Origin of the sequence: Onishia niordana (assembly GCF_004798965.1) — a bacterium.
Classification (GTDB): domain Bacteria; phylum Pseudomonadota; class Gammaproteobacteria; order Pseudomonadales; family Halomonadaceae; genus Onishia; species Onishia niordana.
This window is the reverse complement of sequence record NZ_SDSD01000003.1, coordinates 338,540-357,799: the sequence shown is the minus strand read 5'-3', so window position 1 is coordinate 357,799 and position 19,260 is coordinate 338,540. Positions and strand designations below refer to the sequence as shown.

The 19,260-nt window shown below is 58.9% G+C and carries 19 protein-coding genes; 12 read left to right on the top strand and 7 right to left on the bottom strand.

Translation table 11 applies throughout. The features are described 5' to 3' along the window. Positions 1-113 precede the first annotated feature (113 nt). The gene (ygfZ, locus tag ETC27_RS08260; protein WP_136254520.1) at positions 114-1,154 is read left to right on the top strand and encodes a CAF17-like 4Fe-4S cluster assembly/insertion protein YgfZ; all 1,041 of its coding nucleotides are present in this window, start codon (positions 114-116) and stop codon (positions 1,152-1,154) included. A gap of 10 nt (positions 1,155-1,164) precedes the next feature. Here ygfZ and ETC27_RS08255 read toward each other — a convergent pair whose 3' ends face one another. Next, on the bottom strand, positions 1,165-1,980 hold the full coding sequence (locus tag ETC27_RS08255; protein ID WP_136254519.1) for a TatD family hydrolase: 816 nt from the start codon (positions 1,978-1,980) through the stop codon (positions 1,165-1,167). A 13-nt stretch (positions 1,981-1,993) separates the two neighbouring features. Continuing rightward, positions 1,994-3,577: a peptide chain release factor 3 gene (locus ETC27_RS08250; protein WP_136254518.1), complete on the bottom strand. Its 1,584-nt coding sequence runs from the start codon at positions 3,575-3,577 to the stop codon at positions 1,994-1,996. 258 nt (positions 3,578-3,835) lie between these two features. Between ETC27_RS08250 and ETC27_RS08245 the strand changes: the two genes are divergently transcribed. The 3 genes from ETC27_RS08245 to ETC27_RS08235 all read left to right on the top strand — a co-directional run bounded on the left by ETC27_RS08245 (position 3,836) and on the right by ETC27_RS08235 (position 6,100). Continuing rightward, positions 3,836-4,039, top strand: coding sequence for a putative motility protein (locus tag ETC27_RS08245; protein WP_136254517.1), 204 nt, complete (start codon positions 3,836-3,838; stop codon positions 4,037-4,039). A gap of 189 nt (positions 4,040-4,228) precedes the next feature. After that, positions 4,229-5,503 (top strand): ATP-binding protein, encoded by a 1,275-nt coding sequence (locus ETC27_RS08240; RefSeq protein ID WP_136254516.1) that lies wholly within the window; start codon positions 4,229-4,231, stop codon positions 5,501-5,503. 57 nt (positions 5,504-5,560) lie between these two features. Further along, a complete protein-coding gene (locus ETC27_RS08235; RefSeq protein ID WP_136254515.1) occupies positions 5,561-6,100 on the top strand; it encodes a response regulator transcription factor in 540 nt (179 codons plus the stop codon). A gap of 127 nt (positions 6,101-6,227) precedes the next feature. Here ETC27_RS08235 and ETC27_RS08230 read toward each other — a convergent pair whose 3' ends face one another. Both ETC27_RS08230 and hybE read right to left on the bottom strand, forming a co-directional pair. After that, a complete protein-coding gene (locus tag ETC27_RS08230; protein WP_136254651.1) occupies positions 6,228-6,995 on the bottom strand; it encodes a 3-hydroxybutyrate dehydrogenase in 768 nt (255 codons plus the stop codon). 158 nt (positions 6,996-7,153) lie between these two features. Then, on the bottom strand, positions 7,154-7,606 hold the full coding sequence (gene hybE / locus ETC27_RS08225; protein ID WP_136254514.1) for a [NiFe]-hydrogenase assembly chaperone HybE: 453 nt from the start codon (positions 7,604-7,606) through the stop codon (positions 7,154-7,156). Positions 7,607-7,825: 219 nt separating this feature from the next. Here hybE and ETC27_RS08220 point away from each other — a divergent pair, with 219 nt between their 5' ends. From ETC27_RS08220 to trxA, 4 genes are all read left to right on the top strand, one after another. Next, a complete protein-coding gene (locus ETC27_RS08220) occupies positions 7,826-8,647 on the top strand; it encodes an inositol monophosphatase family protein (RefSeq protein ID WP_136254513.1) in 822 nt (273 codons plus the stop codon). Positions 8,648-8,801: 154 nt separating this feature from the next. After that, a complete protein-coding gene (locus tag ETC27_RS08215; protein ID WP_136254512.1) occupies positions 8,802-9,077 on the top strand; it encodes a GrxA family glutaredoxin in 276 nt (91 codons plus the stop codon). Positions 9,078-9,247: 170 nt separating this feature from the next. After that, complete coding sequence (locus tag ETC27_RS08210; protein WP_136254511.1) at positions 9,248-10,015, top strand: VOC family protein; 768 nt, start codon at positions 9,248-9,250, stop codon at positions 10,013-10,015. Positions 10,016-10,710: 695 nt separating this feature from the next. Further along, the gene (gene trxA / locus ETC27_RS08205; RefSeq protein ID WP_136254510.1) at positions 10,711-11,034 is read left to right on the top strand and encodes a thioredoxin; all 324 of its coding nucleotides are present in this window, start codon (positions 10,711-10,713) and stop codon (positions 11,032-11,034) included. A 71-nt stretch (positions 11,035-11,105) separates the two neighbouring features. Here trxA and ETC27_RS08200 read toward each other — a convergent pair whose 3' ends face one another. The 3 genes from ETC27_RS08200 to ETC27_RS08190 form a co-directional block, all read right to left on the bottom strand. Then, positions 11,106-12,485 (bottom strand): MFS transporter, encoded by a 1,380-nt coding sequence (locus ETC27_RS08200; protein ID WP_240724853.1) that lies wholly within the window; start codon positions 12,483-12,485, stop codon positions 11,106-11,108. A gap of 369 nt (positions 12,486-12,854) precedes the next feature. Continuing rightward, entirely contained in the window at positions 12,855-13,517 is a 663-nt protein-coding gene (locus ETC27_RS08195) for a CoA transferase subunit B (RefSeq protein WP_136254509.1), read from the bottom strand. Positions 13,518-13,568: 51 nt separating this feature from the next. Then, positions 13,569-14,270, bottom strand: coding sequence for a CoA transferase subunit A (locus ETC27_RS08190; protein WP_136254508.1), 702 nt, complete (start codon positions 14,268-14,270; stop codon positions 13,569-13,571). A gap of 143 nt (positions 14,271-14,413) precedes the next feature. Here ETC27_RS08190 and ETC27_RS08185 point away from each other — a divergent pair, with 143 nt between their 5' ends. From ETC27_RS08185 to ETC27_RS08170, 4 genes are all read left to right on the top strand, one after another. After that, positions 14,414-15,316, top strand: a complete 903-nt coding sequence (locus ETC27_RS08185; protein WP_136254507.1) for a LysR family transcriptional regulator — start codon at positions 14,414-14,416, stop codon at positions 15,314-15,316. Positions 15,317-15,354: 38 nt separating this feature from the next. Then, complete coding sequence (locus ETC27_RS08180; RefSeq protein ID WP_136254506.1) at positions 15,355-17,304, top strand: acetoacetate--CoA ligase; 1,950 nt, start codon at positions 15,355-15,357, stop codon at positions 17,302-17,304. Between the two features lie 130 nt (positions 17,305-17,434). Further along, positions 17,435-18,307, top strand: coding sequence for a 1-acylglycerol-3-phosphate O-acyltransferase, YihG family (gene yihG, locus ETC27_RS08175; protein ID WP_136254505.1), 873 nt, complete (start codon positions 17,435-17,437; stop codon positions 18,305-18,307). After that, entirely contained in the window at positions 18,253-19,179 is a 927-nt protein-coding gene (locus ETC27_RS08170; RefSeq protein ID WP_136254504.1) for a LysM peptidoglycan-binding domain-containing protein, read from the top strand. The genes yihG and ETC27_RS08170 overlap by 55 nt, the downstream gene beginning before the upstream one ends. Positions 19,180-19,260: the final 81 nt, after the last annotated feature.

Genomic DNA, 19,260 nt, shown 5'->3' with positions numbered 1-19,260 from the left:
ACGGCCTTGCCGGCGGCCGACCAGCCTTGAATCATCGCCAACTGCCCCCATAGCCCACTCACAGACCACGGAAACACACATCCGCCGGATGCCGATCCTCAAGGGAGATTCGTATGACCGATTGGAGTGCGCGCATCGGCGCCACCGCAAATGGCGAAGCCCGCGTCACCTTCGACACCCCGAATGCCGCGCGCCAAGCATTGGACGGCACTGTCATTACACCATTGGTGCACTTAGGCATTCTTGAAGTGTCAGGTAGCGATGCCGAGCGTTTTCTGCAGGGCCAGACCAGTGCCCAGCTATCTCTCACCAATGGCGATTTTGCACCGCTGACCTGTTTCTGTGGCACCAAGGGACGCATGCTGGCCAACGCCCAAGTGTTTCAGGTTGCCAAGGATTGTTATTGGCTACTGATGGAGCAGTCGCTTCTCGAACCGCTGAAAGGGCACCTTGATAAATTTGCCGTCTTCTACAAGGCCGACATGCGCCTGCGTGACGATGTGGCTCCGATTGGCATGATTGGTAATGATGCCCCCGCCTTGCTGGAAGCTCGCCTTGATATCGAACCGCCGCATGTCTGGCACCAGAGCCAGCAAAATGAGCGCGTCGTATTGCGTCACCCCGGGCCTCGCCCACGCCTCATTGCCCTGCTGCCTACCGCCGAACTAGAGGAGAGCTGGCAAGCACTGGCGCAGCAGGCAACACCTGTTGGCAATGCCGTCTGGTGCCTGCATGACATCCAGTCCGGTCTTGGCTGGCTACGCTCAAGCCAGCAGGACAGCTACCTCCCACAGATGCTCAACTGGGAAGCGCTGGGCGGCATCAGCTTCAAGAAAGGCTGCTATACAGGCCAGGAAGTCGTGGCACGCGCCCACTTCCGCGGACAGGTGAAAAAACGCCTGGTGAGACTGACATTCGAAGGAGTTGAACTGCCTGAGGTCGGTACCGAGATCATTGATGCCACGGGCAAACGACAGGGTGTCGTTTTTTCCGCCGAGCGAGACGCCTACCAGCAGGTTGAGTTACTGGCTGTGCTCAACATCAAAGAATTCCCGGAACCCCTCACCGTTGAAGGGGTGCGTTGCCAGCGCCAGCGCTTGCCCTACCCACTAGAACGCCTGGATCCTGAAGTGCTGATTACACACAAGGGCTGAGACGGCTTGTTCAATGGCTTGAACAGACGGCCAAATTGAACACGCGCGCCGCGTTGGCCGTAGTGAGTTTTTCCAACGTGGCGCACGGTGTTTTTCGCAGTGTGGCAACCTCATTAGCGATCATCGCGAGCCTCGCGGGTTCATTGCGTAGGCCCTTGAAACCTGCCGGCGGCATGTCAGGACTGTCGGTTTCCAGTACGAAGCCATGCGTCGGCAAGTCGGCAACGCAGCGTCGTAAACGCTTGGCTCTCTCGTGAGTCATTGCCCCACCCAGACCTAGCACAAACCCAAGTTCAAGGAATCGTTGTGCCTGTTGCCAGCTACCGGCGAAGGCATGAATCAGCCCACCCGCCGGCAGTCCAATCTCCTTGAGGCATTTCGCCACCTGGTCATTGGCACGCACACAGTGAATCACCACCGGCAAATGGCGTACCTTGGCAATACGCAACTGCGCCTTGAATAGCGCCCACTGGGCGTCAAGTGTGTCCTCAAAGCGGGCATCAATGCCGCATTCGCCCAACGCCACGACCTCCGGGTGGGCATCCAGCGCTTCCTGTAGCGCGAGCAGGTCGTCATCGTCACTGATTCTCTGGGCATCACGCCCATGCTCATTGAAGCGGTGCTGGTCTAGAAAGTAGGGATGCAACCCCAGACACACACTGATATCAGCCCGTTTCCCCAGCGCCAGCACCGCGGGCCAACGGGCCCGAGTCGTGCCAGGCACGACAAAGTGCTCAACGCCCACCGCATTAGCCCGCTCGAAGATGGCTGCGCGATCGACGTCAAAATCCGGGAAATCCAGGTGACAATGAGCGTCAATGAGCATATCAGCGTCTGCCTTAGTGCTCGCGCGTCGCACTGAAACGCACGTCGGGCCACCGCTCCTGCGTCATCTGCAAGTTAACGCGAGTGGGCGCGATATAGGTCAGGCAACCGCCGCCATCGTAAGCCAGGTTGGTGCTCGCCTTGCGCTTGAATTCGTCGAGCATCTTGGGATCATCGCAGTAGACCCAGCGGGCCGTCTGAACATTGACGGCCTCATAGATACAATCAACTTTATATTCTTCCTTGAGTCGATGAGCCACCACATCGAACTGCAGCGTACCCACGGCACCAAGGATCAGGTCGTTGTTGTCCATGGGCATGAACACCTGGGTCGCCCCCTCTTCGGATAGCTGCTGCAAGCCCTTCTGCAGTGCCTTCATCTTCAGTGGGTCCTTGAGCCGCACGCGCTTGAAAAGCTCTGGTGCGAAATGCGGAATACCGGTGAAGCGCATGTCTTCACCCACCGTGAAAGTATCACCGATCTGGATGGTGCCGTGGTTATGCAGACCAATGATGTCACCGGGCCAGGCTTCTTCCACATGCGCACGATCCGATGCCATGAAGGTCAGGGCATCGGGTACCTTGACGTCTTTGCCAATACGCACATGGCGCATCTTCATGTTGCGATCATACTTACCGGAACAGACCCGCAGGAAGGCAACACGGTCACGGTGCTTGGGATCCATGTTGGCCTGGATCTTGAACACGAATCCGGTGAAGCGCTCATCCTTAGCCCCCACCTCACGCGTGTTGGTCTCGCGGGGCTGGGGAGTTGGCGCATGCTCGACGAAGCCATCCAGCATCTCGCGCACCCCGAAGTTGCCCATGGCGGTGCCGAAATACACGGGCGTCAGCTCCCCGCGACGATAGGCGTCCAGGTCGAACTCATGCGATGCACCGCGTACCAGATCGACTTCCATGCGCAACTCTTCGGCCTGTGACTCGCCGAGAACCTCATCGACCTCTGGGTTGTTCAGCCCCTCGATGCGCACATCCTCGGGGATGCGACTGCCCTGTCCCTGCTTGTAGAGATGGATGATGTCGTTATAGAGGTGATAGACACCACGGAAATGGCGCCCCATGCCAATCGGCCAGGTCATCGGTGCACACTGGATATTGAGCACGGTCTCGACTTCGTCCATTACCTCGATGGGGTCGCGAATGTCGCGGTCCATCTTGTTGATGAAGGTCAGGATAGGCGTGGTCCGCAGACGACAGACATCCATCAACTTGATGGTGCGATCCTCGACACCCTTGGCACCATCGATGACCATCAACGCCGAGTCGACAGCGGTCAACGTCCGATAGGTGTCTTCGGAGAAGTCTTCGTGGCCCGGCGTATCGAGCAAATTGACGATGCGCCCATTGTAGGGAAACTGCATCACCGAGGTCGTCACCGAGATGCCGCGTTCCTGCTCCATCTTCATCCAGTCTGACGTCGCATGGCGGTCATTTCGCTTGCTCTTCACGGAGCCCGCCATCTGGATGGCGTTTCCGAACAGCAGCATCTTTTCGGTGATGGTGGTCTTGCCCGCATCGGGGTGGGAGATGATCGCGAAGGTGCGTCGCAGATCGACTTGATTCTCAAGCTCGCTCATGAAATTCATCACTGCTGGAGGGGGTTAGCCACAACGGGCGGAATATGCCGACATCTTAACACTCCAAGCGCAGTGGCCCAATTGGGCATCCAGGACCGTCCCCTTTCTTCTGGGCGTAATCGAGAATTAGGGCTTACCAGGCAGTGACGAGATTGACCCCGCTCGAAAAAATGATCAAAACGTCTCTACAGCTAAGTGCTGCTAAGCCGATACCCCTAAGGAAGCACCCCAATTCAGCCGCCACAGAAGGAACATTGAATGGATGCATCAATCAATGCCACGGTCGGAATGGCCCTGTCCCTGCAGCAATTCAATAGCAGTCAGCAGGCTCAAGCGTCGCTCTTAAAGGACAGCCTGGATTCTCAGGCATCGCATATCGGCCAGTTAATGGAGTCGGTTGCACCACAGGGTCAGCTGGCCACGACTGGCAGCGTGGGTACACAGATCAACACCACCGCTTAAGCACAGCAAGACAAGGCCTAGAGGTAAGGCAACGCCTTGCTGAAAGCAATAAAAAAGCCGCAGCCTTAAGGGTTGCGGCTTTTTGTGTTGAAGATGACGTTGCCCCCTATGAAACCGGCCCCAGTGATGAGGCTGATATCGTCAGGGAGGTTTACGGTATGATGCAGGGATCATCGGAACGGAGCCACCATGCAAGCTGCACTGCCGCTACCTCTATCGACCCCCAATCGCAATCTGGTGCGCCTGACGATCGTGCGGGGCATCACCTGGACGGGCTTTCTGGGCGCCATCATCTTCGGCATTGAGGTACTGGACTTTCAGCTTCGTGTTCTGCCCATCATCACCGTAATTATTGCCATGGGGCTCATGAATGTCGCCACATGGTGGCGATTGGGTCGCCCGCGTGCGGTGACTGATACCGAATATCTTCTACACCTGATGGTCGATGTGACAGGCCTCACCCTACTTTTCTATTTTACTGGCGGCTCGACCAACCCTTTTATCAGCTACTATCTGGTGCCAGTGACCATTGCCGCGGCCACGCTGCCCTGGCTGTATGCCTGGATCATCGCCAGCGGCTCCATGGCCGCCTACACCTTCCTGATGCTGTTCTACGATCAAGTTCCTCAGCTGAGCAGCGGTGTCATTGCCGCACCCGTCAGTCTTCACGTGCTGGGCATGTGGATCAACTTTGGCCTCTCTGCAGGCTTGGTGACATTCTTCATTTTCAAGATGGCGCATGCTCTGCGTCGTCGCGAGAAGACACTCTCGCGCACCCGCGAGGCGGCACTGCGCAACGAACAGGTTCTCGCTGTGGCCACTCAAGCCGCCGGCACGGCTCACGAACTGGGTTCGCCTTTATCCACGATGGCGGTGCTGCTCTCAGAGATGCGCCAGGACGCTGGCGACCGCCCCCAGCTGATCGAGGATATCGACCTGCTTAGGGCTCAGGTCGACACCTGCAAGACCCGGCTGCAACAGCTAGTGGCCAATGCCGACCGTCGGCGTCTCGACAAACCCGAAGGCCGCGTGGCCGAAGAATGGCTCTCAAGCGTAGTACAGCGCTGGCTGGTGGTGCGCCCAGACGTCAGTCATCAGCTGGACATTGCCGATCGGCGCGGTACCCCTGAGCTCGCGGTCGATGCGACGCTCGAGCAAGCACTGATGAATCTGCTCAATAACGCCGCGGATGCCAATCCAGAGAACATCGTCATCAGCATGAACTGGGATGCCAACGACGTAATCATCGACATACGCGACCACGGTCCCGGCGTCAGTCTATCGATTGCCGATCAGCTCGGAGACACCTTCATCTCGACCAAATCCAAGGGCATGGGCATCGGCTTGGTACTCACTCATGCAACCATCAATCGATTCGGTGGTAATGTCAGCCTGTATAATCATGAAGAAGGCGGCACCCTGACCGAGGTCAAACTACCGCGAAGAGACGCCAGCCAAGGCTGAATTTCGACCACACGCATCGCACACGATCGACGCTGTCAGACGAGACACGAGGACAACATGCCAGAGACGCCACAACGCCTGCTGATCATCGACGACGACGAGATGTTCTGCCATGTCATGCAGCGTGCCATGAGTCGTCGCGGTTTTGAGGTCATGGTGGCTCACGATGCCGACCAGGCTTTGGTGCATGCCCGTCAATCACCGCCTGAAATCGCCACCCTGGATTTGAAACTCGAAAATAGCTCAGGGCTAAAACTGCTGCCGGAACTGCTCGACATCGTGCCCTCCTGCCGCGTGGTAGTGCTAACCGGCTATTCGAGCATCGCGACGGCTGTCGAGGCGATCAAGCTCGGCGCAGCGAACTATCTGTGCAAGCCAGCCGACGCCGACGAGATACTAGCGGCGCTGGAGCATCAAGATGGCAACCCGCACACCGAAGTCGCCGATAACCCACCGTCGATCAACCGGGTGACCTGGGAACACATCCAGAAAGTCCTTCAGGAGCATGACGGCAACATTTCAGCTACCGCCCGCGCGTTGGGCATGCATCGTCGCACCTTGCAACGTAAGCTACAGAAGCGTCCGGTACGTCACTAGCCCACCAGGCTTGTCCGTTGGCCCCCCATTACATGGCCCTATAAACAAAACACCCCATGCCATGGCATGGGGTGTGCGGATTGACTGCATCGAGGTGTCGTTCGAGACATGACGACACACAGCCGTCCTATTGCGCGGTCCAACCGAGATCAATATTCCAACTCGCCCCGGTAACCGCGCCAGCCAGGTCGGAAGCTAAGTAGGCCACCAGGGATGCTACCTCTCCCGGCTCGATCAATCGTTTAACTGCAGCATTCTTGAGCATGATCTGCTCAATGACCTCTTGCTCATCCATGCCATGGAGCTGAGCCTGGTCGGCGATCTGGTTATCCACCAGCGGTGTTTTCACATAGGCGGGACAGATAGCATTGGCAGTAATTCCCTGGCCGCCCCCCTCCAACGCGGCCGTCTTGGTCAGGCCGATCATGCCGTGCTTGGCGCTGATGTAGGCCGCCTTACCCGGCGATGCCACCTGTGCGTGCACCGAGGCGATATTGATGATTCGTCCCCAGCCCCCTTTGCGCATGGACGGCCAAGCAGCTTGGGTCAGCAAGAAAGGGGCCGTCAGCATCAGGTCAATGATTTGGCGCCACTTGGCTTCTGGGAACTCCTCAATGCTGGATACATGCTGGATACCGGCATTATTGACCAGAATATCCAGGCGCCCAAAGCGGCGCAAAGCCTCATCGACAGCCGCTCGGCAGGCATCTGAATCTGTCAGATCGGCTTGAAAGAAGGCCGCGCCAGCGGCTTCTGCCACGGCTTTACCCTCGCCGTTGAAATCGACCGCCAACACCTGATGACCTTGACGGCAAAATTCTTCAACCACTGCAGCGCCGATACCGCTGGTAGTTCCAGTAACCAACGCAACGCGCGGCGATGCCTCCTTTGACATGATACTCATCGCTAGCTCCTGATAAAGGTAAGGGAGATGAAGGGGAGACACTCCGCAGTGCGGAGACTCAGGCCAGCATACGACGAGGCTTGCGCCGAACACCAGTGCGGCACTGCAACATGCCCCGGCGATCAGACGAAAGAATGTGCCGGGGAGACCTAGCGGGGCGAGTTTCCGTGAGCATCAATCCCATCATCTGCCCCGTCAGGTGATGCCATCACACGCTCCATCAAATGTTGCGCCAAACGGCTGGCATCCTGCATGGAGGTCAGGTGGCGAAGATCATCGAGCAGCTCACAGCGCCATAGCCAGTGCTCGTCATCGACCCTCTCGGCCACGAAGGGATAATAGCCACCGGGTAAGGCAATGGTGCACTGGGCCGCTTCAGCCTCGAGTGGCGCATCCGCGGGCATGACGACCGCCAGCGATAGCGATAGCGGCGTAATCAGCGCTCCACATAAGGCATTGCCAAAAGGCTGAAAACACAACAGATCAACGCCGAGGTGCGGATTTTTCGCCTTGGCTGTCTTGAACGTCGACACGTGGGTCGCGTAATAGCGCTCGGCCAGCTGCTGAAGGCGAGCATAATCCGAAGGCATTAAGGCTTGCATGACACGAGTTTCATCTCTGAACGTTTCCTAGCTAGCGTGCATGAAATCGACGCATGATGAAGCGATCCGCCGGACATTCTCAAGTACTCTCTCAAGTACTCTCTTAACTGCTCTCTCAAGTACTACCCTTTGCGCTTCGCCCGACAGCGACTGAGCCACGAGACTGTTAGAATACCTGCATCCACCCTTATCAACGCAAATGCCCGACGCGGAGCCACCATGCAGACTGACCAACGCCTCGAGATTGCCATTGATATCGCCAAGCAGGCCGGCCAGGCCATCATTGACGCCCGTCAGTCCCAAGACTTCTCTCAGCGCTTCAAGGCGGGAAGCGAATTGGTGACGGATACCGACGTCGCCGTCGATACACTTATTGGTCGGGCCCTCGACCAGCACTTCCCCGACGAAGCGCGCCTGACCGAAGAGCTCTCGCCAGACCGAGGCGCCATCGAACAGTCAGGCCCCCTCTGGGTGGTGGATCCCATCGATGGCACCGTCAATTTTGCGCATGGCCTATCCCACGTCGCCGTATCTATTGCCTGGGTGAAGGATGGCAAAATCGAGATGGGTGTCGTCCACGCCCCTTTCCTCGGGGAAACCTTTACCGCATTGCGCGGCCAAGGGGCATGGCGCAACGGCGAGCGCATTCGTGTCAGCCGTGTCTCACAGCTGACCCAAAGCCTCGTCGCGACCGGCTTTCCCTATCGTCGGGATAGTCGACCGCCGCTGATCCGTCGTCTGTCTGCCGTGCTTGAGCACTGCCAGGATATTCGTCGTAACGGTGCTGCCGCCCTGGACTTGTGTGATGTCGCCTGCGGGCGTATGGATGCCTATTACGAGAGTGTCTCTCCCTGGGATTTTGCAGCCGGCGTTCTGATCGCCCGGGAAGGCGGTGCGCGAACCGGACACCTCTATGACTGCCCGTCTAGCATCCCAGAGGATCTCTACGGAGAAAACTTGCTGGTGAGTGCCCCGGATATTCACGGTGACTTGGCCAAGCTATTGATTCGCGCGGATGAGGACCGTCACGAGACCGGCTGATTCGCCAGATACTCAGCGCAAGCGCTCAATCCATAGCAGCGTGCAATAATTTATGTAGCCATACTCTATTGGCATCCTCAGGCGCATTGGGGAACAATGTGCCCAATTCAACACATCCCTTGCCACTCATTAGCCTTATTTCAAGGAGCCATAAATGTTTGTTGTTATCTTCGGTCGCCCCGGTTGCCCCTTCTGCGTACGCGCCAAAGAGCTGGCTGACAAGCTGAGCGATGTCGGCGCCATTGGCGGTTATCGCTACGTTGATATCCATGAAGAAGGCATAAGCAAGGCCGATATGGAAAAGACCATCGGCAAGCCTGTCGAAACCGTGCCGCAGATTTTCATCGATCAAACCCACGTGGGCGGTTTCACCGAATTCAACCAGTACGTCAGCGATAACGAGCTGATGCCGGAAAGCACTACGCAGTAATAACCCGGCATACACTGACTGCTTGAAGCCGCCTGAGGGCGGCTTCGTTCGTTTAAAGGGAGAAAAGACGGCTTACAAGGTATGCGTTCCGCTGGCGTTGAATGCCCCAAAGCTCGCTGCACCTATACTCAGCGAGACACCCTAGGGCTCGACGTCAGGGAGCGCGTCCGATGCAACGTCAAGAGTTTCTCCAGCAGTTGTGGCTGGACTTCATTCATCTACATCCAGAGATCGGTGGCCTTCGCCTATGGCCGGTCGGCAGTGAACCCGAGTTCCTCGCCCTGCTGACGCTAAATCACGGCCCCTTCGCCGCCGACAACCTCTCCCCGACACTTCTCAAGTTTGGTTATCGAGCCGTTGAGCGACATGCCATGGCGGATCGTGGCCTGCTGGTCTCGCTTTACGCCCCACCCGACGATGGGCCCTGGTTAGTCCTGGGTGAGCTGCAGCTGGGTACCTTGACGAAAGAGCCACGGGATATTCTCCAGGCGCTGGTAGAGCAAACGCGACCAGCAGACACAGCTGACCATAACCTGCTGACGAATGGTCGTCCCTGGCCAATGCCCGAGTGGAATACCTTCTGCCTCTTGCAGCGCATGCATCCGCTGGCGGCATGGCTTGCCGTGATGGGGCCAAGACTCCATCACGTCGGCTTCGACTGCGGGCGCCTGGGTAACGACCTGACCACGCTGGACATGCAGCTCGAGCAGGCAGGCTTGGATGGCAATAACGACCGCCACCACGGTGTTTTTCCAGTGTCGCCATTGCTCAACTACCGCTTCTATCCGACCTGCTCACAACGATTGGCCTTCGCCGGCGGGGATGAGCATCGTGTCACCCTCGGTGGCTTGGCGCTGATCCAGCCTTGCATACCGAACAATCATGACCGTTCAGCACAGCTGCTCTTGCCCCAGCACACGCGCTGCGAAATTGCCTGATCCTTTCCTTGCCAGCAGTCTCCTTGCGCTCCATAGGGGCGCTTCTTAACGCCCCAGAGCGTACCCAGCCCTGACGCCATGATGACACCAGCGTCCCGCTCTGTGTGACAGGTTGCGTTATGCACGTACCCTACTGACAGTCGCGCGCACTCCCCTTCACTTGAGCAAGAGGCGTTTCATGCAAAACAACCAGCGCATACTGCTCGCCTCCGCGATTGTGCTGATAACGGGCGGACTCTGGGGCTTCTATTGGCTACCGGTTCGCACCCTTGTGGCGGGGGCTGACTCTTGTCGGCTTGATGTGGGCGACCGTCCGCCTTGAGCCCGCGAGAGTCAGCATCCTGTTAATGACCGAAGTGCTGATCGGTGCCGTCTCTGCAGCAATATTTGCCAATGAGACACTGCATAGCATCGAAATCGTAGGGGGGGATCATTCTGCTTTTTGCAGGCCTGCTAGAGGTCCTGCCTGTACGAGGCAACGGAGCCACGTGATGTTTCCAGAAACACTGCAAAGCGCATTGCCTTAAACAGGGCCAACACAGGAGCATTACCCCGCATGTGAGGCTGAAGAGCGGCTGAAAATATTAGCTTGCGAACAAAGGGGCGGAAACGATAGGGTATGATGTTTAACGTCACACGATGCCTAACGCGACATTCGGTACGACGCGAAACGCAATATCCAAGGAGAGCGATTCATGGCCAACCTGACCGCAGTGACCGACAGCAACTACACAGAAGACGTCATCGAGAGCAGCACGCCGGTGCTGGTGAAGTTCTGGGCGCCGTGGTGCGGCCCCTGCAAAATGCTCGACCCGGTCGTTGAATCTATTGCCGACGAGCAAGGCGATGCCCTGAAGGTCGTCACCATCAACGTGGATGATGCCCCTGACCTCGCCGCCAAGAATGGCGTCCGTGGCCTGCCGACCATTGCCCTGTTCAAGGAAGGTAGCAAGGTTGAAGCCCTAACTGGCGTGCAACCGAAGGAGAGCTTCGAGGAAATGATTGCCCGTCACAGATAAGCATCACATCCCATTATCGTGATACGCCCAGGCAGTGCCATGCGCGCCTGGGCGTTTTTGTGGCGACGCACTCAACCCGCCGAGGCCGCCTGATCGAGCTTGTCCCTGCCGCGTGGATACCGATCCTCATCGGTCAGCGATTCACCTTGCAGGTCCAACTCAAACTGCACGGGCTCATGCCGCGGATCGAGTTCGTTCAGATAATGCTGGGTCTCCAACACCGGCATGGCCACAAAGGGCTCCTGTGAGACGGCTTCTCGGGCTTTGCCGCGGCGAATCAGCAGCCGCAGGCCGATGAACAAGGCAAGCGACAGCGCGACTGCGCCGAGGAAGAACCAGAGGCCATCGGGGCCGACAAAGTGCATCACGATCGAGGCGCCAAAAGGCCCCACAATCGAGCCAACACCGTAGGCCATCATCAGCTTGCCGTTAGCCGCCACGATCTCCTCAGGTTCCAACCAATCGTTGGTATGGGCCAGGCTAAGCGAGTACAACGTGTGAAGCATGGCGGTATGGAAACTCGCCACCACCAGCAGCATGAGATAGTCGGCTCTTGCCGCGACAGAGATGAAGGCCCCGGAAACCGCCATGATGGCCGCCATGGCGAGTATTACCTTGCGCCGATCGATACGGTCGGACAGCCGGCCAAGCCCCCACTGGGCAAAGAGCGCCACCAGCGTGGTAATGGCCATGAATTGCGCGGTCTGGGCAGTCGACAGGCCGATTTCCTGGCCATAATAGGGCGTCATGGCGAAGAACGCCTGCACCATCAACCCTGCGGTGAAGGCACCTACCAGCCCCACCGGCGCACGCCTGAATAATTCCCGAATTTTGATTTTCTGAGGCTTGAGCTCCTGGGCCGCCTTCGGGCCATGGATACGATGGATCGATAGGGGCACCAACGACATGGCAAACAACATGCCAGCGACCGAGAACAACACCATGGTGGCGGGGTCCGCTGTGTTGAGGAGCCACTGACCACCGGCAAGCGATAGTGTCGAACATACCAGGTACCAACCCAGCACCTTGCCACGGTTATCATTGCTGGACTCACCGGACACCCAGGATTCCATGACCATCAACAGGCCCGCCGTCGCACCGCCGCCGAACACGCGCCACACAAGCCATGCCCAGGGATTGACCCAAAGGCCATGCAGCATGGCGGTGACCGCCAAGGTGGCCGCACAAGCCGCGAAGACGCGGATATGCCCCACCGCGCGAATGCGTTTCTCGAGCCAGTAGCTGCCGATCACGAAGCCGAACGAAAAGCTCGACATCAGAAGACCCGCCATCTGCGAGGGAAAGCCCTCAAGCGACATACGCACGCCAAGCAGGGTCATTATCAAGCCATGGCCCAGCAGAAAGCTGATCTCACAGACGAACAAGATCGGCAGTGTTGCCGGCAAACTACGCACCAAACACTCTCCCCGGTAGCGACAAAAGGTAGTCATGCCCCTCATGACCATGACCATGAAACGTCACGTCTAAGAGCCGACCTTGAGGGATCGACGCCCCCTGGACGGGAGCATGAATAGCCCGGGTCAGGGAGATTGGCAGGACGGAGCGCATTCTACTGACTTAGCGAGGACTTTCCAGCCCGGGGGGAACTTATGCACAGATTCTGTGGATAACACTGTGAAAAATCACGGGAGAGCCGTGATCGGCACCTGACACTGGGCAATCATTCTCATCATGGTTAGTTTTTCACCACCGTATTCAATAATCCGATAGCGAAACGCTAAAAAGCCCAGGGCCGCTACTCGGCACCTGGGCTCAGCTGAATCACATATCCGTCTTAGGAAGGGCCTGCGATGTCGGTGTCAGGCTTCGAAGGTCATCTCAGGTACATGGTCGGGCACGACCAACTTACCGGCGGTTAATTCTTGAATCTCTTCCACCGACACCCCCGGCGCCCGCTCCTTGAGATGAAAAGCACCATCCTTGATTTCGAGATACGCCAGGTCGGTCAACACACGATTGATGCAACCCGCGCCCGTCAGCGGCAGGTTGCACTGCTCAAGCAGCTTGGATTCACCATGCTTGGAGGCGTGCGTCATGGTGCAGATAATATTCTCTGCGCCAGCCACCAGGTCCATGGCACCGCCCATGCCCTTGATCAACTTGCCCGGAATCATCCACGACGCGATGTTGCCGTGCTGGTCGACCTCAAAGGCGCCCAGCACCGTCAGGTCAACGTGCCCACCGCGAATCATCGCGAAGGACTCCGCCGAGGAGAAGATAGCCGCGCCGTGCCGAGCCGTGACGGTCTGCTTGCCGGCATTGATCATGTCCGGGTCCACTTCTGCCTCGGTGGGGAAACGCCCCATGCCGAGCAGACCATTCTCAGACTGCAGCATCACGTCGATGCCATCAGGAATGTAGTTGGCCACCAGCGTGGGAATGCCGATGCCCAGGTTGACGTAGAAGCCGTCTTCGAGTTCGCGCGCCACGCGCATTGCCATCTGTTCGCGAGTCAGTGCCATCTTGTTGCCTCTTATGGTCGGTGGAGAAGCGATCGTGGAAAAGCGTGGGGCTCAGCCCTCGCGCACGGTGCGCTTCTCGATACGCTTCTCGAAGGAGCCCTGGATGATACGGTCGACATAGATCCCGGGAGTATGGATCTGGTCGGGCTTGAGCTCGCCGGGTTCGACGATCTCCTCGACCTCGACCACGGTGATCTTGCCAGCAGTGGCGGCCAGCGGATTGAAGTTCTGGGCCGTGTCGCGATAGACCACATTGCCGTAGCGGTCGGCTTTCCAGCCCTTGACGATGGCGAAGTCACCCACGACCGACTCCTCGAGAATATAGTGACGGCCGTTGAACTCACGCACCTCCTTGCCCTCGCCGATCGGTGTGCCGTAGCCGGTGGCGGTATAAAAGGCCGGGATACCGGCGCCGCCAGCACGCATCTTCTCCGCCAGGGTTCCCTGCGGCGTAAGGACCACTTCAATTTCGTCGTTGAGCATCTGCTGCTCGAAGAGTGCGTTCTCGCCGACGTAGGAGGCATGAATCCGGCTGATCTGCTTGTCTTCCAGCAGCAGGCCCAGGCCAAAGCCATCGACTCCGCAGTTGTTGGACCACACCGTCAGGTCCTTGACGCCGCGACGCTTGATCTCACTGATCAGGTTCTCGGGAATCCCGCAGAGGCCAAAACCGCCGGCGATCACGGTCATGCCGCTCTCGATGCCGTCCATTGCCTCTTCGTAGGAGTACACACGCTTGTCGAATCCGGCCATATCGCTGCCTCAATGATTGTTGTGTGATGGTTGTCGAGTCGGTGCCAGTGTCGTGGCAAGACGATCTATTTGTTAAGTTTGTTTTATTTATTGATTAATATGGTTGTCCAATAAATCTTATCCTCCTCATCATGGGCGACGTTATGACCGTCAAGCAACTTCGCGCCTTTCTTGCCGTGGCCCAGACCCTGAGCTTCACTCGCGCCTGTGATCGGCTGCATATTTCCCAGCCGGCGCTAAGCCTTACCATCAAGGGCCTGGAAGACAGCCTCGGCGGTCCCCTCCTGATACGCAGCACCCGTCGGGTCAGTCTGACACCCGAAGGCGAGGCGCTGGTCCCTCTCGCCAAGCGCTTGCTCGCTGACTGGGATAACACGGAAGAGCGCCTACGCCAGCACTTCACGCTGGAGCTTGGCAAGGTGGCGATCGCCGCCATGCCGTCGTTTGCCTGTAATGGGTTGCCCGATGCATTGATGGCCTTTCGCCAGCACTTTCCCCGTATCAATGTCACCGTTCACGATGTGATCAACGAAGACGTCATCGAGATGGTGCGCCGTGAACGCGTCGAGCTGGGAATCGCCTTCGCCCCTGAAGCGACGGATGATCTTGCCTTCACTCCCCTGTTCACTGACCGCTTCGTCGCCGTGGTGCCTCCGACCTCGCCCCTAGCCAACGCGGCCGACATATCCTGGTCGGCATTGCTCAATGAAGACCTGATCGCCCTGCAGCGTCCCTCGATGGTGCGCCGCCTGCTCGAACACACGTTAGCCACTCGCGGCATTGCCCTGCCGGTGGCCTTCGAGAGCCATCAGCTGGCAACCGTTGGCCACATGGTGGCCAGTGGCCTGGGTGTCAGTGTCGTGCCCTCACTGTGCGGCCCCCAGATGCAGGCCCTGGGCGCTCACTGCCTGCCACTGCATGATCCGGTGATCGCCCACGAGGTCGGATTGTTGTCGCCCAAGGATCGCAAGCTGTCGGTCGCCGCCCAGGCGCTGGCCGATGTGCTGCAGAGAACCGTCTCGACGCCGGTGCTATGCTCGAAGTGATATGCTCGAAGTGATATCTCCAGTCGAGGAAGATAGCCATGTCGACACGCCTCTGGCAGCCAAGCCCAGATGCCATCGCAGCCACCCGCATGGCCTCCCTGATGCGCCGTATAGAAACTGAGCACGGCATTACCCTCGATGACTACGCTGCCCTGCACGCCTTTAGCACCGATCATCTGGACGTCTTCTGGTCCCTGCTCTGGGACGAATTTGGGATCATTGCCGAGGCGCGGGGCGATCGCGTGCTGGCATCGCCATCGGCCATGCCGGGGGCTCGCTGGTTTCCCGACGCCCGTCTCAACTTCGCCGAGAATCTGCTCTGGCGTCGCGACGAACACACGGCGCTGATCTGCTGCGACGAGCGCGGGCGGCGCCAGCGAGTCAGCTATGCCGATCTGTACCGAGACGTGGCTCGCCTGGCACGAGCCCTCAAGGCGCGAGGGGTGGCTCCCGGTGATCGGGTCGCCGGGATCGTGCCCAATGGCCGACACGCGGTCATCGCCATGCTGGCCAACGCCAGCCTCGGGGCGATCTGGTCATCCTGCTCGCCGGATTTCGGCGTTCACGGCCTTCTCGACCGCTTCGGACAGATCGAACCCAAGGTGCTGATCGCCGCCGACGGCTATACCTGGGCGGGCAAGCCCATCGATATTCGCGACCGCGTGGCACAGGTCGTGGACGCGATCGCCTCGCTCGAGACGGTGGTGGTATTTCCCTTCCTCGATGATGCCCCGGACCTGGCAGGCATCAAGGGCGCCAGCGCCTGGTCACGGTTTATCGACAACGATGCCGATACGGTGGTCTTCACGCCACTGCCCTTCGCCCATCCGCTGTATATCCTCTATTCCTCGGGCACCACCGGAACCCCCAAGTGCATCGTGCACAGCGCCGGCGGTACCCTGCTGCAACATCTCAAGGAACACCGCCTGCACACGGACCTGGACAGTAACGACGTCCTTTTCTACTACACGACCTGCGGCTGGATGATGTGGAACTGGCTGGTCTCGGGCCTTGCCACCGGCCTCAGCCTGGTACTGTACGATGGGTCTCCGTTCGCCCCAGACCCCGAGTCACTCTGGTCACTGGCCGAGCGAGAAGGCATCAGCGTATTCGGCACCAGTGCCAAATACCTGTCGGCCTGCGAGAAGCAGGGGCTCAGACCAGCACAGCGATTCGATCTCGGCAAGCTGCGGGCCCTGCTTTCCACCGGCTCGGCGCTACTCCCCCAGTCGTTCGATTACGTCTATGACGCGATCAAGCAGGAACTGATGCTGTCATCGATCTCAGGTGGCACGGATATCGTCTCCTGCTTCGCCCTGGGCTGCCCGATCCGCCCGGTGTACCGCGGCCAGATACAGTGCCGAGGCCTCGGCATGGCAGTCGCGGTCGTCGACGATGACGCTCAGCCGGTATACGGCGAGAAGGGAGAGTTGGTCTGCACCCGGCCCTTTCCCTCGATGCCTATCGGGTTCTGGAATGATCCGGGAGACGTACGCTACCGGGAGGCCTATTTCTCCACCTTCCCCGGACTCTGGTCACAAGGCGACTATGCCGAGATCACCGCCGAGGACGGCCTGATCATCCATGGTCGCTCGGATGCCGTCCTCAATCCGGGAGGGGTGCGCATCGGCACCGCCGAGATCTACCGACAGGTCGAGAAAATCGGGGAGGTCCTGGAGTCGCTGTGCATCGGTCAGGACTGGCAGGATGACGTCCGCGTCATCCTCTTCGTCCGCCTGCGCGACGGACTGACGCTCGATGACGCCCTGAGTGAGCGCATCCGCCAGACCATTCGCGCCAACACCACCCCGCGCCACGTGCCCGCCAAGATCCTCCAGGTGGCCGATATCCCCCGCACCCTGTCAGGCAAGATCGTCGAGCTCGCGGTCCGCAACGTCGTGCACGGTCGCCCGGTCAAGAACCGGGACGCCCTGGCCAATCCTGATGCCCTTCGGCACTTCGAAGCCCTGCCCGACCTACAATCCTAAGCGACAGGCCACTCGACTCTTTCCAGGATCATACCCTTCAATTCGGCGGTGGCGTTGATGCCGCCGCTGGGCAGCCTCGAGGACATGAAGTAGCATTAGAGGCTTGAGCCAAGTGGTTGAAGGAGAACGTATGTCGATCATCAAAGGACTCGTCAGTCTGCTGCTGTTGGTGATCAATACGTTGATCTGGTCAATCCCGCTGCTGACACTGATTTTTCTCAAAATCATCACGCCCGGGCGCCCGCTGCGCCGGCAGGTACTCAAGGGACTGAATGCCATTGCCGAGCAGTGGATCGGCTTCAACCTCTGGTGGATACGTCACTGGTTAAAGCCGGAACTGCAGATCGACCGTCCGCAAGGGCTCAGTCCAGATCGCTGGTGGTTGGTGCTTGCCAATCACCAAACCTGGACCGATATTTTCATGCTGCAAATGGCGCTGCATCGGCGCATTCCGATCCCGCGCTTTTTCATCAAGCGCGAACTGATCTGGATTCCCATCATTGGGCTTGCCTGGTGGGCGTTGGAGTTTCCCTTCATGGGACGTTACTCCCGCGAAGCCATGGAGAAGAATCCGGACCTGGCACGGCGTGATCGCGAGGCCACCAAGCGCATGTGCGAACGTGCCCAGGACATGCCGACCGCCATCTACAACTTTGTCGAGGGCACGCGTTTGACGCCAGCCAAGCATGCGGCGCAGCAGAGCCCCTATCGCCACCTCCTGAGGCCCAAGGCGGGCGGAACGGCCCAAGTGATAGGCCTGCTGGGGCATCAACTGAGCGGCATTCTCGATGTCACTATCGTCTATTCGCGCCCCCAGCCGACGTTCTGGCGCTTTCTCTGCGGCCGCGAGGGGGCCATTCGGGTTAACGTGCGGCGACTCGAGGTACCGGCCTGGATGCCGGGCGGCGATTATCACCGAGACCCGGATTACAAGGAACGCTTCCAGACATGGATCAACGAACTGTGGCAGAACAAGGATCGGACCCTCGACGCCAGCGACTGAACCTTGCCGTTCTGTTCCTGACCGCTCTGCTACTGGCCGGCTGTGCGGGTCATGGCGGCTGGAATTCATCCGTCACGCCGGGCAACTGGATCAGTGTGAAGCGAGGCGACACACTGGGTGAATTGGCTCGTCAGGCAGGTGTGCCCTTGAAACGCCTGCAGCGCTTTAACCCCGGCGTGAAAGCGCGCTCGCTGGCCATTGGCCAGCGCTTGCTGATTCCCACCCACCAGGAGCGCGCCCCCTACGGTGGCCCCTATCGGTACCAGGTGCGTCCCGGCGATACCTATTCGGGCATCGCCAGGCACTTTGGTACCCGTACCCGTCGCCTGAGCGCCGGCAACCCCGGAATCTCGGCATCGTCGCTACGAGTCGGGCAAGTGATCCAGGTGCCGATGAAGGATGCCAGCGTGTCCCGCAGTGGCTCGTCTGGTGCATCATCTTCATCGCGTTCATCGGCATCAAGCACACCACAACGTTCCGCCCCTAGCGGCCCCTTGCCGTCTTCGGCTGGCAGCTGGCCCTGGCCTATCGATAACCACCGGGTGACACGCTCGTTTGGCAAGGATTCTCGTGGCACCCTTCAGCCCATGATCCTCTCAAGCGCTAGCTCCGATAAAGCACGGGCGGTAGCCGACGGTGAAGTACGTTTCGCCGGCAGCATGCGTCAGCTTGGCCGCGTCGTCATCGTGCACCATGCCAATAATCTGCAGAGTGTCTATGCCCTCTGTCGGTCACTGTCGGTCAGTGCGGGGGAAAGCGTCAGTCGTGGTCACACCGTTTGCCGAACAAGCACTAACGATAGCGGCAATGAATTGCTCTTTGATATGCGCCGCGCCGGTAAGCCGATCGACCCTCGCCGGATACTTCGCTAGCAAAAGCCTCAAGACGCGCCTGCCATGCGCCCTGACCGTCTTCGACGACCGACGCCACTCGGTGTCATATAGACGTCATGG